The sequence below is a fragment of the Caballeronia sp. GAFFF2 genome (genome assembly GCF_023631485.1).
In the GTDB taxonomy this organism is placed as follows: domain Bacteria; phylum Pseudomonadota; class Gammaproteobacteria; order Burkholderiales; family Burkholderiaceae; genus Caballeronia.
In genome coordinates, this window is sequence record NZ_JALQDA010000055.1 from 19,394 (window position 1) to 35,043 (window position 15,650).

The 15,650-nt window shown below is 54.8% G+C and carries 11 protein-coding genes and 2 pseudogenes; 2 read left to right on the forward strand and 11 right to left on the reverse strand.

Features of this window, described 5'->3' with window-relative positions; all coding sequences use genetic code 11:
- Nucleotides 1-65 precede the first annotated feature (65 nt).
- From NCT04_RS33215 to NCT04_RS33240, 6 genes are all read right to left on the reverse strand, one after another.
- Entirely contained in the window at nt 66-1,388 is a 1,323-nt protein-coding gene (locus NCT04_RS33215; protein ID WP_250470067.1) for an autotransporter strand-loop-strand O-heptosyltransferase, read from the reverse strand.
- A 483-nt stretch (nt 1,389-1,871) separates the two neighbouring features.
- Nucleotides 1,872-3,545, reverse strand: a complete 1,674-nt coding sequence (locus tag NCT04_RS33220) for a response regulator (RefSeq protein ID WP_250470068.1) — start codon at nt 3,543-3,545, stop codon at nt 1,872-1,874.
- Nucleotides 3,546-3,560: 15 nt separating this feature from the next.
- Nucleotides 3,561-5,048 carry an ATPase domain-containing protein gene (locus NCT04_RS33225; protein WP_250470069.1) on the reverse strand — a complete coding sequence of 496 codons (1,488 nt, stop codon included), beginning with the start codon at nt 5,046-5,048 and terminating at the stop codon, nt 3,561-3,563.
- Nucleotides 5,049-5,881: 833 nt separating this feature from the next.
- Nucleotides 5,882-8,353: a bifunctional diguanylate cyclase/phosphodiesterase gene (locus NCT04_RS33230; protein WP_250470070.1), complete on the reverse strand. Its 2,472-nt coding sequence runs from the start codon at nt 8,351-8,353 to the stop codon at nt 5,882-5,884.
- Nucleotides 8,354-8,379: 26 nt separating this feature from the next.
- The gene (locus NCT04_RS33235; RefSeq protein WP_284509496.1) at nt 8,380-10,323 is read right to left on the reverse strand and encodes an EAL domain-containing protein; all 1,944 of its coding nucleotides are present in this window, start codon (nt 10,321-10,323) and stop codon (nt 8,380-8,382) included.
- 36 nt (nt 10,324-10,359) lie between these two features.
- Nucleotides 10,360-12,087 carry a methyl-accepting chemotaxis protein gene (locus tag NCT04_RS33240; protein ID WP_250470071.1) on the reverse strand — a complete coding sequence of 576 codons (1,728 nt, stop codon included), beginning with the start codon at nt 12,085-12,087 and terminating at the stop codon, nt 10,360-10,362.
- A 247-nt stretch (nt 12,088-12,334) separates the two neighbouring features.
- On the opposite strand from NCT04_RS33240, the gene NCT04_RS33245 reads away from it, so the two are divergent.
- The gene (locus NCT04_RS33245) at nt 12,335-13,507 is read left to right on the forward strand and encodes a GAF domain-containing protein (RefSeq protein ID WP_250470072.1); all 1,173 of its coding nucleotides are present in this window, start codon (nt 12,335-12,337) and stop codon (nt 13,505-13,507) included.
- A gap of 104 nt (nt 13,508-13,611) precedes the next feature.
- Here the strand turns inward: NCT04_RS33245 and NCT04_RS33250 are convergent, their stop codons facing one another.
- From NCT04_RS33250 to NCT04_RS33265, 5 genes and pseudogenes are all read right to left on the reverse strand, one after another.
- A complete protein-coding gene (locus tag NCT04_RS33250; RefSeq protein WP_250470073.1) occupies nt 13,612-13,881 on the reverse strand; it encodes a DUF1254 domain-containing protein in 270 nt (89 codons plus the stop codon).
- Nucleotides 13,878-14,201, reverse strand: coding sequence for a hypothetical protein (locus NCT04_RS33255; RefSeq protein ID WP_250470074.1), 324 nt, complete (start codon nt 14,199-14,201; stop codon nt 13,878-13,880). The genes NCT04_RS33250 and NCT04_RS33255 overlap by 4 nt, the downstream gene beginning before the upstream one ends.
- A gap of 22 nt (nt 14,202-14,223) precedes the next feature.
- Nucleotides 14,224-14,520: pseudogene (locus tag NCT04_RS34795) on the reverse strand (DUF1214 domain-containing protein); the annotation flags it as partial.
- 39 nt (nt 14,521-14,559) lie between these two features.
- Entirely contained in the window at nt 14,560-14,823 is a 264-nt protein-coding gene (locus NCT04_RS33260) for a hypothetical protein (protein WP_250470075.1), read from the reverse strand.
- Nucleotides 14,824-14,919: 96 nt separating this feature from the next.
- Nucleotides 14,920-15,234 (reverse strand): annotated as a pseudogene (locus NCT04_RS33265) (integrase core domain-containing protein); the annotation flags it as partial.
- Between the two features lie 76 nt (nt 15,235-15,310).
- On the opposite strand from NCT04_RS33265, the gene NCT04_RS33270 reads away from it, so the two are divergent.
- A partial coding sequence (locus tag NCT04_RS33270; RefSeq protein WP_502800723.1) for an IS110 family transposase occupies nt 15,311-15,650 on the forward strand: 340 nt, incomplete at its 3' end.

Below are 15,650 nucleotides of genomic sequence, written 5' to 3' on the forward strand. Positions count from 1 at the left end.
AGTGCGGCCCTCACGCTCGTTGATGAAAGCGCGGTGGCAAAAAATGTTCGGGAGTCGCGGTCTGATCAGGAACAGTCGGCGGCGGTTTGCTTCAACCCTTCGCCGAAGCCGGGAATGCGCTGCAACGTGCGCTTCACTTGCTCGGGCGTGATGAGGCGCGTGCATTCGAACTGACGCGGGGTGTCCTTATGCCTTGGGCACCAGAAGAAGTCCTGATGATCGAAGCGATGACGCACGTCATTCCAGCAGCCCGTGCAGGCGTGGTAGTTGATGACGCGGTACGGCGTGGCGAACTCGTTGTTCTCGGCGGTGAAGCCGCTGATCATCGCGACTGGCGTATTGCATGCCCACGCGAGCCATGCGAGTCCGCTCGACAGGCCGACGAAGAAGTCGGCATGCTTGAGCCAGCGTGCGCGTTCCTCCAGAGGGCGATCACCGGTTTCGTCCTCCGCGCCGTGCGGGATATGGTTCCAGACGATGCCCGAGCCATGCGTCGCTTTCTGATCGATGCAGATGACGCGATACCCGGCATCCTTCAGGAACGCAACGATCTCGCGCCAGCCGGTCGGATGATTCCAGTACTTGCATTGCGTCGAGCTTTGCACCGCGATGACGACGTAGCGCTCCGCGATCGGCCGGGTGTCGTCCGCGAGCACGATGTCCGGGCGCATCTCTTCCGGGTCCACGCCGAGAATGTGACCCGCGGTGCGATGCAGCCCGACGTGCCGAAAATCGGCGGGCTGCCAGGTGTGCGCTTCATCGTCGAAGAACAGGCCGATGTTGTACGTCGCGTAATAGCGCTCCGGCTTCACTTCTTCGTGCGTGACGAACTCGATTTCCGGATAGGCGCGGCGAAAAAGCGGCGCGATCAGCGCGGACATCGCGCAGGTAAGCCTGCAGTGGTGCTTGCGCTGAAACTTGACTGCGTAAGGGAACCAGCCCATCAGGTCGCCTAGCGTGCCGACGGGAAACTGAATCAGCACCTCGCGATCGTTTGCGTCGAAACGATGAATGAATGCCGCATCGGCATGCTTGCCGCGGCTCTGGACTTCCAGTTCGAACGGGACAAAATACTTCTTTCCGCTTGCCACCGCGCCCACGCCGATATCCGTCTGGAACAGTACGTTGTTGGTCTCGTAATCACGCAGCACGACACGCCATTGGCCTTCGGGCAAAACTACGCGACAGCCGTCGTTAAAGTCGAAGCGCACGCCGTGCAAAGCCTCTTGCGTCGGCATGGGAGAGGGCAACGGGAACGGCGGTCTGGCCGCGATGTTCGCTGGTGCGGGGCACGGCGTGATAGGCGGCGTGAAGGTGATCGGCGCGACGGATGCCGTCGTTTCGGCTGCGGGAACGGCAAGAATATCGTGAGAAATCGAAGCGGTCATCGTGAACACGGAGTCGAGCTCTGAACCGGCGACCGTCAAGTCTAGCCGGGCTGATAGATAAGCCGCACACTCACGAGATGTGGCACGAAGCTGTCTACTCTCCGCTTAACGACAAGGATCTAAGCTACTGAAGCGCAAGCTCCCAAACAATTTTCGCAATGCTCCAAATCTAATCCGTAAAAATTGCCATCAATCGTCTGACGATTAAGACATGTTGTGGCAGTCAAACCAGGCGTCGAGTCGAAACTATTTGGGTTGTCGCTAGATACTCCAGTCGATACTTGTTTGATGCTATTGTTCACACACCGATTGACGATGTCGGAATGGCCGCTTTGCAACGCAGCCTCGAACACATTCTCGTCGGCCGCGCATGTAGAACGCGCGGGCTTTGGGCCACCGGCCTGGGCCGAAAGCCGCAGCTAACATGCGCGCTACATACCAGACAGTGTGTGATGGCGTATCTTGTACCCAGACGTCGAACAATTAACGAGCCGGTGTCTCATTCAAGATTACAGCGACGCGCTCAAGCAACGCGTTCATCACGAATGGCTTCGTCAGCACGTGAGCATTCCGATCGAGTTGTCGACTCAAAGCTCCCTGCTGCTGCGCATAACCCGTAATAAATAGCACCTTGAGCTCCGGCCTAAAAGCGCGTGCCTGTTCGACCATATCCAAGCCGTTCAATGTGGGCATGCCAATGTCGGTCACAACTAAATCAATTGGTGCTCTCGACTGCAGAACTTCAAGCCCCTCAACTCCATCGCTTGCTTCGGTGACCTTGTATCCCGCTTCGCGAAGCATCTCGGCCACCAACATACGTACCCCCGCCTCGTCGTCAACGAGAAGTAAATTCGTGGCCGTCGATAATTCGACAGTAGTTTCCGATGAGCTGGCATTATGGGTTGCGCATGGCGCCGCTTGAAGCTCAGGTAACCACAGGCTTACCGTAGTCCCCTTCCCCGCGACCGTATTGATAATGGCTTGTCCCTGCGACTGACGCGCGAAGCCGTAGACCATGGACAGGCCAAGTCCAGTCCCTTGTCCCATCGGCTTAGTGGTAAAAAATGGATCGAAAGCACGCGCTGCAACGTCAGGCGTCATGCCTTCTCCGTTATCGCTTACGGCGACCGAGACATAATCGCCAACTGCAAGTCCTAAGCGCTTGGCGTGCTGTTCACTGAGGGTCGTGCGATCGGTCGTAACGTCGATTTGGCCGTCGTTGGGCATAGCGTCTCGCGCATTGATGCAAAGATTCAATAGAGCATTTTCGAGCTGCGGCGCGTCGCACAACGTCAACACCGGATCGGCATGTAATGTCGCCTTAAACCTGATTGACGGGCCAATAGTGCTCTTGACCAAGTCTGATATCTCGAGCACCAGCCTATTGATATCCACCGGCTTTGGATCAAGCGTTTGCTGGCGCGAGAACGCTAGCAAACGGTGCGTTAATGCGGCCGCTTTCTCGGTGGCGCCTGAAACGTTATCTGCGTAGCGTCCAAGGTTCGTCACGTCCCCGTGCCGGATCCGCAGTTTGATCAATTCTGTGTTCGAGCTGATGATTTGCAATAGGTTATTGAAGTCGTGGGCGAGACCGCCGGTCAACTGACCAATCGCCTCCATCTTCTGCGACTGGCGCAGCGTTGCCTCGACGTCCATCAATGCTGTTGTGCGCTCATCTACGCGTCGCTCTAACTCTTGTGCGGAGAGTTTGAGCTCAAGCAAGTGTGCACGCGTTTCCTGCTGTCGCGTGCGTGCCCTGACGATACCGCGTGCTGCACTTTCGAGATCCTCCCGGCGCAGCGGACGGGCCAGCAGGGTGACGTTGCCCAGGCTCTCGAAGAGCATCCAGCGCTTGCGGCTGCTGGCGCGGTGTCCGGCAACGGTCAGAATGATGACAGGCAAATCGGACCAGACTGGTTGTTGACGGAGCGCATCAGCAAGCGACATCTCATCGATTAGCGCCTCTTCGGCGACAAACAGTCCGGCAAACGTAGAGCCGTCATCTTCTGATAGGCGCGCACCAAACTCGTTTAGAGTGTCAAGGATGCTCGTCTTGAGATCTATCGCATTGATCGTTTGAGAGATCGTCTTTGCATCGATCCCGGATGGCGCACAAATGGCGATCGAGCCCGCAGAAGGACTAGCGTATGTGTTCATTGCGCGATTGGCCGGTCAATCGTTGGGGTTTAGATACAACAGTTCCTCACCTGCGCCTGTGTAATCAGGCACGCCTGTAAAGATGCCGCGTAACGCTGACAATTCTGGGCCTAACTGCATGCCCGTAGACGAAAGCCGATATTCATGGATTGACAGATCGTGAGCGCCTGTACGGCGCTTGACGATAGCCAATGCGCGACGTAGCGTGCCCGCGGCTTCGAAGAAGCGGCACAACACTACCGTATCACTCAGAAAGCTAAGATCGATTGGATTTTCGACGTCGCCCACGACGCCTTGCTGTGCGAGGATCAGAATTGTGACAATGCCCCGCTTATTGAGATAGCTCAGCAACTCGTGCAAATGCAAGATCAGGGACTGCTCCTCGGGCATTGTACTCAGGTATGAGTTGATGCTGTCAATCACAACCACGCGAACATCGCGATCTTCGACATCCCGTCGAACCTGCCAAACGAATTCCCCCGGGGAGATTCGTGAGGGATTCATGCGTCGCCAATAGAACTTCTCTGCCCGCATTGCCTCGGCTGGACTAAGGCTCAGAGACTCGTTGCGCCGCTCGAACGTTTCGTAAGTCTCGTCGAACGAGAAGAAGCTTGCTGACTCACCGCCGCGTGTGGCGCCAAGCGCATAACTCATCGCAATGGTCGACTTTGCTGCCCCCGAAGGACCAATCAGCATGGTTGTCGTTCCGCGGTCTAATCCCTGCGAAAACACATTGTTCAAATCGTCAAAGACGCTCAAAAGCGGTTCGCCCTGCACATTGCTCTCATGCTCTTCGGCAATGAGACTAGGAAATACCAATATTTCGCCAGTCACGATGGCATAGTCATGCCACCCACTCTGAAAGTTGACGCCACGCATCTTGGCGATGCGCACGCGGCGTTGCGCAGCCCCGTAATTTCGCTCTAACAGGCGCAAAGACAGCACGCCATGCACGAAGCTATGCAGGTCGCCTTTGTCGTTCTCCGTCAGATCATCCAAAAGCAGCGCCGTGGCTTTTCCGCCTTGTAGGAAGCGCTTGAGGAACGTCATCTGCAGGCGGAATTGCAGACGGTCCTGTGCGAGCATTCGCACTTCCGATATGCTGTCGATAACAATGCGATCTGGCTTCGACTTAGCAATCTGATTTGTTAATTGCTCGATAGTCTTCCCGAATTCTACTTCCGTCGGGAACAACACAGTTTGCTGTCGCTCAGGACGAGCCTCTTCGGGAATCAGTTCAAAGAATTCGATGCCGTCGGTACTCCATCCATGTGTGCTCGCAGTAGTGACAAGTTCCTCGACCGACTCCGATAGTGTGACGTACAGGCACCGCTCGTTGCGGGCTAATCCATCAAGCAGAAAACGCATGCCAAGCGTGGTTTTCCCAGTCCCCGGTGCACCTTCGACCAGATGCAACCGATTCTTTGGTAGACCGCCCCTCAAAATGACATCTAACTCAGGGATCCCGGTTTCAATGATTGGAAGTTTGGAGTGGTCAGCCATACTGATACGCCTCGGGCAAGATAAATTGGCAAGCCCCGCAAGTTATGGTCCTACGAAAACACCCACGGCGTTCGAAGGCGGTTGTCGATACGACCCGCCGCCCTTCTTCTTTTTGTTAAAGCAGCAAGTGGATCGCGTCTGCCGTGTCATCGTCGAGACACGATTTTTCACCCTACGACTTCCTCTTATGGCCGCGGCATACGTCTCGAAAGTACTGATAAAGGGAGGCCGGTCTTGGCTTCACACACTGAACAGTCGGACGGCTCGACGTCCATTTGCTGCCTACTACGGCATTCGAAACGCACCTAAGTGGTTAAGTTGCAAAGGCAGATAACTGGTTAAGGTAAGAAAGACGCCTCGTTCAGCGCAGGGTGGGCCAGCGTGACTGTCTTTTTGAACTTTATGGGCCTGCCGCACGAATCCCGGCACGGCAATAAACTGTCATTATTTACCGATTTTGCTGCCACTTAACCATAAACCTCGCATACGAATGGTCAAGCCTGCTGGTAACAAGTCAAGACGCAAAAAAAGCCGACCTGTCAGGTCGGCAAAAAGGTCCCGGCCTTTCCGAGAAGTCGGACCAGAACCTGAGAGGAGGAAGAACAGGTCCCTTACTTAGTGGACACAACCAATATATCGTTTTCGTATGATAATTATACAGTGCCCTGGATGTTATAGAGGCGTTACAATTTTGTACGTACCGCGATGCCTTTTGAGGGGCTAGGCGTCTCGCTGCTTACAACATTGTTGCTTAGCTGCCCGCGCAATCGCTTGTAGTACTCGCCTCCGGTTGTGAAAGACAGCACGCGCGTCGCCTGCAGACGATGTTGATATCACAGCGATTTAATTCCAAGCTCGTGAAAGCTGTCTTGAGTAAGACATTCGTTTTCAATAGCAGGCGACGCAAGTGTATCGATTGCTTGGTTATTCCATGCACGAAGGAATGCTGCAAACCGGGCAGGGGCCAATGGTCGACTTATGAAGTAGCCCTGGGTACTCGTACATCCCTCTAAAACAGCGAATGCATATTGTTCAGCCGTTTCGACCCCTTCCATGGTCACCAGCAAACCTAGGCATGTACTCATGGTAATGATAGCTCGAGCGATAGCAACGCTTTCCGCGTCCAGTGGAATCCCTCGCACAAACGATCGATCGATTTTCAACCGGTCAAAAGGAAATTTTCGAAGATAACTAAGAGATGAATATCCGGTTCCGAAGTCATCCATCGAAACCCGAACTCCCATACTACGTAGACGGTTGAGCGCTTCAAGAGTTGATCCACTTTCGGTAAGCAACACCCCTTCGGTAACCTCAACCTCAAGGCGTTGGGCAGAGATATGGCCATCTCGTATGGCCGATGCCACTACCGAGACGAGGGATTGATCAAGAAACTGAGCCGGCGAGAGATTAACAGCAACACCAATCTCAGCCGGCCACGTCGACGCTTCAGCGCACGCGGTGCGCAATACCCAGGCTCCAAGCGGCACGATAAGCCCAGTCTCTTCAGCGAGACCGATAAAAGTAGCCGGTGCGATAAGGCCCTGCGTTGGATGGCGCCAACGCACTAAAGCCTCTGCGGACGTGATGCGCCCGGTCGAGGTGTCAACAAGGGGCTGGTAGTGCAGTTCGAGATGTCCTTCGGACAACGCCGCTCGCAGTCCTGCCTCTAGGGTCTGCCGCTCTTGAAGTCTGTCGTGTAGAATTTTTCGATAGCGTCGAAATGTGCCCTTGCCTTCGCTTTTTGCTAAATACATAGCAAGGTCGGCGTTCCTCAACAGCGATGTCGCATCTTTTCCATCTTCTGGAAATAACGCCAGCCCGGCGCTGGCACCAATATGGATAGTTTTCCCGTCAGGTCCGAAGGGTCGAGCGCTCAACTCCTCGATGATCTCAGCTGCGACATCGACGGCCGTTATGACGCTTGCTTGCCCCGTTAGCATTACGATGAATTCATCGCCGCCTAGCCGCGCAACCACACCCTTCTCTTTTGCAACTGACAACAGACGAAGAGAGACCTCTTGGAGGACGATGTCACCGACTGCATGCCCAAACGTGTCGTTCACTATGTTGAAGCTATCAAGATCGATCAACAGAATTGCAAGCTTTTCTTCCGAGTGTCGTGCAGTCGACGTATAGCGTTCAAGCAACTCCGTGAACTTCGTGCGGTTGTGCAAGCCGGTTAGCGGATCGACAAACGCCAGCCTACGCATCTTTTCCTCGGTATGAAGCCGTTCCCGCTGGTCGCGTACAGCAATCACGGTTTGCACCTTGTGCCCAAGCGGGACGTTGGAGCGCAGCACGCGCACTGGAATGACAGTCCCGTCAACACCAAAAAGGTTCGCTTCGCGCTCTTCGTGTTCAGCAAGATCAATGAGTTCAAGCCCTGGCAGGATTCGAACGATGTCGCTCCCCGTAAGATCGTCTTGGTTGAAACCGGATAGGCGTTCAATGCTTTTATTAGCCGCTATGATCAAATCATTTTGAGTGATCAGCAACCCCTCAAGCGCCACGTCGGCGAGGTCGCGCAACCTCTTACGGTCTTGGCGAATTCTGGCTTTAGCGGCGAGATCGAAGCGCCAACCCAGAAGTGCCAGTGCGATAAGGGCCAGTGAGATCCCCGCAACGATTGGAGTAATGGTTTGAGGAGCAACAGCGTCCGCCGGAAACTCAACGCTCGAATCTTGCGCTAAAGTCATTGCCGCCATGCCGCAAAAATGCAGTATCGTGATTCCCAAAAGCATCGACGGCGCGCCACACATCTGCAGAAGGCGACTTCGGCTTGCAACAGCCACCATGGACAGGCCGAAGATCGGCAGGCTGACTATAATCGACGGAATAACGAGCCCGAGGTTCCATCTAATCGCTCCTTGCACCAAGTAAGCGCTCTGCCCAATGTAGTGTAATGCGGCAACGCCCACGCCGATGATCAACCCGGCGATAAACTGCCGGGGGCCACGCTTACTGTTAATGGAGACTGCTACGCCGCCGCCAATGCCCAGAATGGCACATGTGAGCGAGACCGCTGTGAGGACAGGCTCAAAGGCCACCAGCATGTTTGGCTGATAGGCCAGCAAAACGATGAAGTGCGTTGCCCAAGCGGTGCAGCCGCTTGCAATCACGCTCGTCAGGCCCCACTGCGTGCGACCGACGCCCGTTGAACGCGCAGCATGTCGGGCAATAGCGAATGAAGCATAGATACCCACAGCGCACACCAACCCAGCAAGGAGCATGACGTGGCGATCGTGAGTCGCTACGATGCATTCGAAGACTTGCGCGACTAAGGAGTGCCGCATTTGATCATGCATCCCTCATCCTCTCTATCGATGTTGTCTCACGACGTTAAGTTGGCAACGCAGGTACGCGCAACGTCTGGTCGATTACTAGGAATTGCCTTCAGCGAGCTATCCATTGCCAGGGCGTCCCTATGCAAAAGCGGACGTCGGCGCAACCGTTCTCTCATGTCAGCTGCAGACAGGGGCTGGTCAAAAAGGTATCCTTGTCCGACCTTACAGGCGCTCTGTATGAGAAACTTTCGCTGTTCGTCCGTCTCGACGCCCTCAGCAAGAATATGAAAGCCTAGGGCGTGTGCAAGGGTAATCACCGCCTTGATGATTGCCTCGCCTCGTGGCGCCACCCCAATCGCCTGAACGAATTTTTGATCGATTTTGATTCGATCTATATCGAAGCACTGCAAAGAGGCGAGGCTGGAATATCCAGTTCCAAAATCATCAATGGCAATAGATAGTCCAATTTCTTTAAGGCTTCTGAGTGCTTGCTCAGCAACTTCGATATCGCGTATTAACGCGCCCTCGGTAAGCTCGATTTCCAACAAATGCGGCGCAAATCCGTGCGAATGCAGCGAACGCTTAATCATCGATAAGAAGTTTGGGTTTTCCAGCTGCACGGGAGAAACATTCACGCTTACTCGAATCGGCGGTAGCCCTGTTGCTATCCACAGCTGTGCTTCTTCAATCGCCTGATTCAACACCCACTCGCCAAGCGTATGAATCAGACCATCGGACTCGGCAATAGGTACGAAAGCAGCGGGGGAAACGTTCCCGAGCACGGGGTCTTGCCACCTTAACAGGGCTTCGACTCCGACGATCTCTCCGGACACCATATCGACCTGCGGTTGATAATGCAGCTTTAGGGCCTTGTTCGAAAGGGCGTTTTGAAGGCGCGTCGTCACTTCGAGACGCTTCGCGGCAGCTAAATGCAACTGCTCATTGAAATGTTCTATCCGATTGCGCCCTGCGGCCTTCGCTGCATACATCGCGACATCTGCTCGACTCAGAAGCGCTTGGGGATTGTGACCATGATCAGGAAATGTGCTAATGCCAATACTGGCACGCACGTGAATTCTCTGCCCAGCCAGAGAGACCGGTTCATTTATCTCGTCGATAATTTCCTTGGCCAGCGCCCGGACAGCCTCCGCAGGCGAACGCACCGAGACGATGACGAACTCGTCTCCTCCATAGCGAGCAATGTCTTCAGTGGCCTGATCGGTCGCCTCTTTCAGTCGAGCCGCGATAATTGTTAGGAGTTGATCCCCAACGCGATGGCCGAGCGAGTCGTTGACAATTTTGAAATCGTCTAGATCGATAAATAGGACGTTGAGCAAATGACTTGGATCTCGTACATCAAGTCGCAGGGCCAGTTGTGAGTTAAGAGTGCTCCGATTCAGCAGGCCAGTTAACGGATCCTGTTCGCTAAGGCGTCTTAACGCTTTTGATCGCTCGGCTAGCTTGAGTGCGGTGCGGTAGCTAGCAAAGCCTAACGACAAGGGATACACCACTAACATCGGCAAACAAGCCAACAACGTTGTTGCGTCAGGAATCCACTGCGGCTCGACCCGCGAGCCGAATGTCACCGCGCCGGCTACCGTCCCTAATACACAAAGCAACGACCCTTTAGCCAATTGGCGCCAGCCGCCTGCGGCAACGTTGTTCATCATGAACATCAGCAGTACAAGCGTACTAGGAAGCCACGTGAAATTCATCACCGCGACGGATGTTCCGCTCACGAAATCGTCCAAATACATATTCAGACGCTCCGCGTGAGCGGGGTCGCGAGACCGACATGCGAGACGGTATGCGACGTGAGGCCAGACAACGCAATAGACTGCAATGTAGGCCTTCGCAATATCCGAAGAATGCTCACGCCATAGGATCATCTGGACAAAGACAAGCCCTAGGGTCAGTCCAACCGTTCGTAGCGCGTACGCGCGCCGGGCGAAGCCGAGCCCACGCACGGGATTCGATTTGCGAGCATTCATTGTGGTACGTCCATTAAGGGACGAGTTTGATCGGAATCAGAACGCCTGCCATTCGTCCATAACGGACTGCGTCATGCGGACAGTTTTCAAGATTGGAACAGCCATCGGCATGCCATTGTTGAACGCTTTAGAGCGCAATTCGGGTGCCTTTTTTCGGGGTGGAATTGTCCGACTCACTTCTTCCGGCCTGCCCGCATCAGTTTGAGGAGTGCTTCCAAGCTTGAAGACCGACACTAGGTCACGTAGCGCGCTCGATTGCTGCGCCATGGACTGCGCCGCGGCGCTCGCTTGCTCAACCAGCGCTGCATTCTGCTGTGTGACCTCATCCATCTGAGACACAGCGACATTCACTTGTTCAATACCAGTGTGCTGCTCTGACGAAGCAGCTGAGATCTCTCCCATAAGGTCTGCTACTCGCTTAACTGATTGCACGACTTCGTTCATTGTCCGCCCAGCCTCGTCAACAAGATCAGAGCCAGCATTTACTTTGGCGACCGATTCGCCTATGAGATCTTTGATCTCCTTCGCCGCTGTGGCACTTCGTTGGGCAAGCGTGCGAACCTCACCTGCAACTACGGCGAAGCCTCGTCCCTCTTCGCCGGCCCGCGCAGCCTCCACAGCCGCATTGAGCGCAAGAATATTGGTTTGGAAAGCTATGCCCTCGATCACGGAGATGATCTCCGCGACTTTTTCGGAGCTCGCACTGATGTCTTTCATTGTGTCAACGACGCGGCTTACGGCAGCACCACCTCGCGCCGCCACCTCCGAAGCGTTCGCAGCAAGCGTATTTCCTTGCTGCGCATTCTCCGTGTTCTGTTTGACCGTCGAGGTCAGCTCTTCCATGCTAGCCGCTGTTTCTTGAAGCGAGGCCGCCTGCTCCTCCGTTCGCTGACTGAGATCGGTGTTCCCCGCTGCAATCTCAGCGGAGGCTGTCGCAATACTTTCGCTGCCGTTTCGGACGCGGCCCACGATGTCGACCAGCCGCTCATTCATGTTGCCGAGAGCTCGAAGCAATGCACCCGTCTCATCCTTACCATCGTCTACGATGGTTGAGGTCAAGTCACCCTGGGCGACAGTCTCGGCAACCTTGAGCGACCGACGAATCGGCGTAACGATCGAACGCGTAATGAGTAACCCGACCGCGACGCTGAGTACGATTGCCAATGCAATGAGAATCGAAGTGAAAACCAGTGTTCGCTGATAATCGATGGCGGCTGCTCCAGCCGCTTCGCTCGCGCCTTTTGTATTGAGCGCGACGTCACGGTCGATCAGCGCAGAGACGGTTGCGAACAACGGCGCAGATTCATTAGCCGCAATTTCGCGGGCCTCAGTAAAATTCTGCTCGCCGGCGTCGTTCAATGCATTGATCTTATTGTCGGCGACCAGATACGCCGCCCACGCCGCGTTAAATGCGTCAAACAATTGCTTTTCTTCAGGATTCGAAATCAGCGAGGGGTATTTAGCGAGTGCACGATTGAGTGTCGCTAGGCCATCTTTGCGCTTTTGCACCTGCGCAGATTTCTCCTGCGGACTCGTCGCCAGAAGTGCGCCCATGGAGCCCCGCCTTACTGCGTTTGTCGCGGATTGGATCTCCCCAAGCGTGAGCACGCTTGGCATCCAATCGTTAGCCAGCTCATCCGTTCCCTTATAGACACGAGAAACTTGAAATAGGGCAAGTCCCCCGATCAAGCAAAGAGAGAGCAACGTGATGCCAAAGCCGATACCAAGCTTCGCCCCGATTTTAATATTTCTCAACGTTTTCATAGAAGGCCTTGTTGTCGTTTCGGCGAGTGAGTTACAAGGGCATCGTCCAGGAAGGACGACTTCGTACGCCGCGCCATGTTTTGCCTTACGGCCGCGCGAGGACAAACTTTAATTTTTCCGAATTTTCGATGTCGCTCGAGACGTTACGACGTCAGAAGAAAATGCCGATTTGCAGATCGGCTAAAAATTCCTGATTCGTGGGAAACAAAGCAGGTCGAGACCGGTGACATTGCGACACGGCCAGCTGATGAGCAAGCTTCTAATTTTGCCGAATCCAGTGGTGCAGTTTGCACTTTTTCTAGCTAGTCATTATTCTGAATACTCAACCGAAGCCCTCAGGAGCTCAGAAGCAATGGAAAGCGATCCCATTTTGACCACGCGCCAAGCGGCGGAAATACTAGGTGTGTCAGTCCGCACCGTGCAAACTTGGGTGGAGGAAGGTGCTATCGAGTCTTGGAAAACGCCTGGCGGACACCGACGCGTTCGCAAGAGTGCCGTGGCTGCGCTGCGTGCGCGACGAGTGGTCGCACCAACGCAGACCTTGCACACGGTGCTCGTGATCGCAAGCGAAGCAGCGGCGAAGCGATGCAGTGAAAGCATCGCTGACCTACACGCTATCCGGGTCGCCGTTGTCCATGACGCGCTGTTTGGTTTGATCGAGGCAGGGCATCAGACGCCGTCTGCGCTAGTGTTAGAGGTTGATCGCCTCGACTGGGAACGGATCGCCCTACTCAAGCGCCTTCTCGCATCGCCTAGGCTCTCCGATTCGCGTGTGGTCGTCTTGTCGACCCTGACTCCCGAAGAATTTAAATTTGATCTCGGTGATGCTCAGATACGCGTAGTTAGCAAGCATGCGAGTAACGACGAGTTGCGAGCCGCGATCGCGCCACATTACAAAGCCGCGACAAACAAGGCGCTGACTCAAGAACATGCGCGTTTGCAGGCTTTGGCTCGAACGCATCTAGTGGACAGCCCGCGGCAGGAAGAATTCGACGCGATTGTCGCAATGGCAGCAAGCGTCTTAAAGGCGCCAATTGCGCTGATTACGCTCCTTACGGCTGAAAAACAATGGTTCAAAGCGCGGTTCGGCCTTGATGTCCAAGAGACGCCCAGAGCAAACGCATTCTGCAATTACACCATTGAGCAGCAAGACGTGTTCGTTGTAGAAGATGCAGCCTTAGACGAGCGCTTCAGTGCCAATCCCCTTGTCACAGGCGATCCTAGAATTCGATTCTATGCTGGGGCACCAATAATCGACTATGAAGGTTTCCCGCTTGGCGCCCTCTGCGTCATCGATCGTGACCCGCGAAGATTCAAAACCTCGCAAGTGACGACGCTGCGCACTCTTGCGGCCCTTCTTGCGGACAAAATAAATTTGCACGCCCGCGATAGACAACTCAGATGGGCCAAGAGTGGCTGACGGGATTGCGCTCCTCCCGAACGTCATCAACTTTTTTGTCAAGTCATGCAGGGTGCGGAAGCGAGCCCGCGTTGGCGGCTATTCGCTGAATAAGAATGTAAGAGTTAAGATGACCTGCCCCCGGTTTCAGTACGAAGCGGAATAGCCATCAGGGACCTCGCTTTGTATACCCGGAGGGACCAAGAGATACTTGCCGCCCTGCCCCTTGTCCGCCCCGGCAGGCCGACATCGCCACACCATGTATGCCCTTCCGCTTGCGGCCCACAGATCGGCCTTTGGAAGAAATCGTCGAGGATGTCCTGCAATCCGGGCGGCACCTCGATCAAGATCGGACCGTCCTTCGCAAGGTCAAGATAGCCCAATGCGTAGATCACATCCGAATTCGGCGTGGTATAAGCGTCTTTGCATCGAGACGATGTTTGAAGATCGGCAGAACGTTGTAGCCGGCGCCAAACTTTTGCTCCGAGCCTTCCTTCATTGCAAAGACGCTCAGGGCGGGAAGTGTCCACAGATAGACCTGCACAGCCCTTTGGAAAAGCCACTCGTCCTGCAAGGGTTGAACAAATTTCGTTGCGGGGTAGCCGCCTGGAAAAGGTAGGTTGGCAAGTTCGCTGTAGTGCGGTGATTGACCGTAGGCGATGCTGCTTGCGACAAGTGCTACTGCGCATACAGTCAGGCGAAGTCGAAGGTTCATTGCGTTCTCGCTTTTGAATTGGTCATTGCGTTGCTTGAACTGCGGGCGGAGTCCACGTTCCAGCAAGCACGGCAGGCTCCGGCCAATAGGCACGAACATACAACGAGAAATCCTCATTCGCAGGAGACGACAACCAATTGGCCCGCTTTTCTCCCTCTGGCGGCGTACTTTGAATGTAAATCGTGAGCGTGCCGTCAGTATTGAGCTTTAGGTCCTCGTTCTTTGTACCTACCGAATACCGCTTGATTTCGTTCGGAGCGAAGAAGTGATGAGCGTTGTACAACGTCAATGACCAGAAACCCTTGACGGGCGGTGTCGAGCCTTTTGCAAAACGTCACGGTGTATGCGCGTGAGCCATTCAACCGCTGGCCGGACGCGTCGTTGTCGAGATAAAGTACTTGGTCTCATTGCTCTTGTTGACGAGAATGTTGGACCTTGCCACAGCGGTACGGGTGAAATAGTCTGTTCCGAATGCTGCGCCGTTGCTGATCGTATTCCAGTGGTTTGCCAGCGGCTGACCGAAACTTTTGAAGTTAAGCAACGGAGAAATGACCTCCGCCTCCGCTTTCTTGCTCTCGTCGACGATCGCTGACTTGATAGCTGGGTCTCGTTGAGCGGCCATGAGCAAGCCCTTGACCTGAGCGTACAGTGCTGACTCACCAGGCATCGGCGGTGCCGCTTTTAAGACAAGCGGAAGTTCGTTGACCTGCCCCCGGTTTTAGTACGAAGTGGAGTTAGAGTCCGAGGTTAATAATTCCTTCGCTTCGTGCGCCCGCGCGAATTGCATCGGCGCCAGATAACCGAGCGAGCTGTGGGGCCGCTCAGTGTTGTACTCGATACGCCATTCCTCAATCAAATGCCTGGCATGGCGCATGGAAACGAACCAGTGCTCGTTCAGGCATTCGCCGCGGAATCGCCCGTTGAAACTCTCGATGTAAGCGTTTTCCACGGGCCTGCCGGGCCGGATGAACGACAGCGTAACACCCGCCTCATAAGCCCACGCATCCAGCACCTTACCAGCGAACTCCGGACCGTAGTACATGCAGAATGCCAGCCATCGGTGTAAGGAGCATCCTCCGGATTGTCTGTTCACCACCGGAGAGAACGAAATGGCTGAGGAACTTCCCTTGAATCTGGTTGCAATTGATGTCGGTCGCTACTGGAATGCTGTGCTGATCGAACCAGCAGGAGGCAAGAAGCAACGCTTCCGGATGGCCAACAGTGCAGCAGATTTTGAGCGGCTGCTGAGCTTCCTTCAAGCGCTACGCGGCAATTGCCGCGTAGCGCTTGAGCCCACTGGCGACTACCACCGACCGCTGGCCAACCGGCTGTTACGGGCCGGACATGATGTCGTCAGCATAAATTCGGTGGTGCAGGCTCGCTACCGCGAGGCGCTGTTCAACTCATGGGATAAGAACGATCCGAAGGACGCGCAGGTGATCCTGGAGA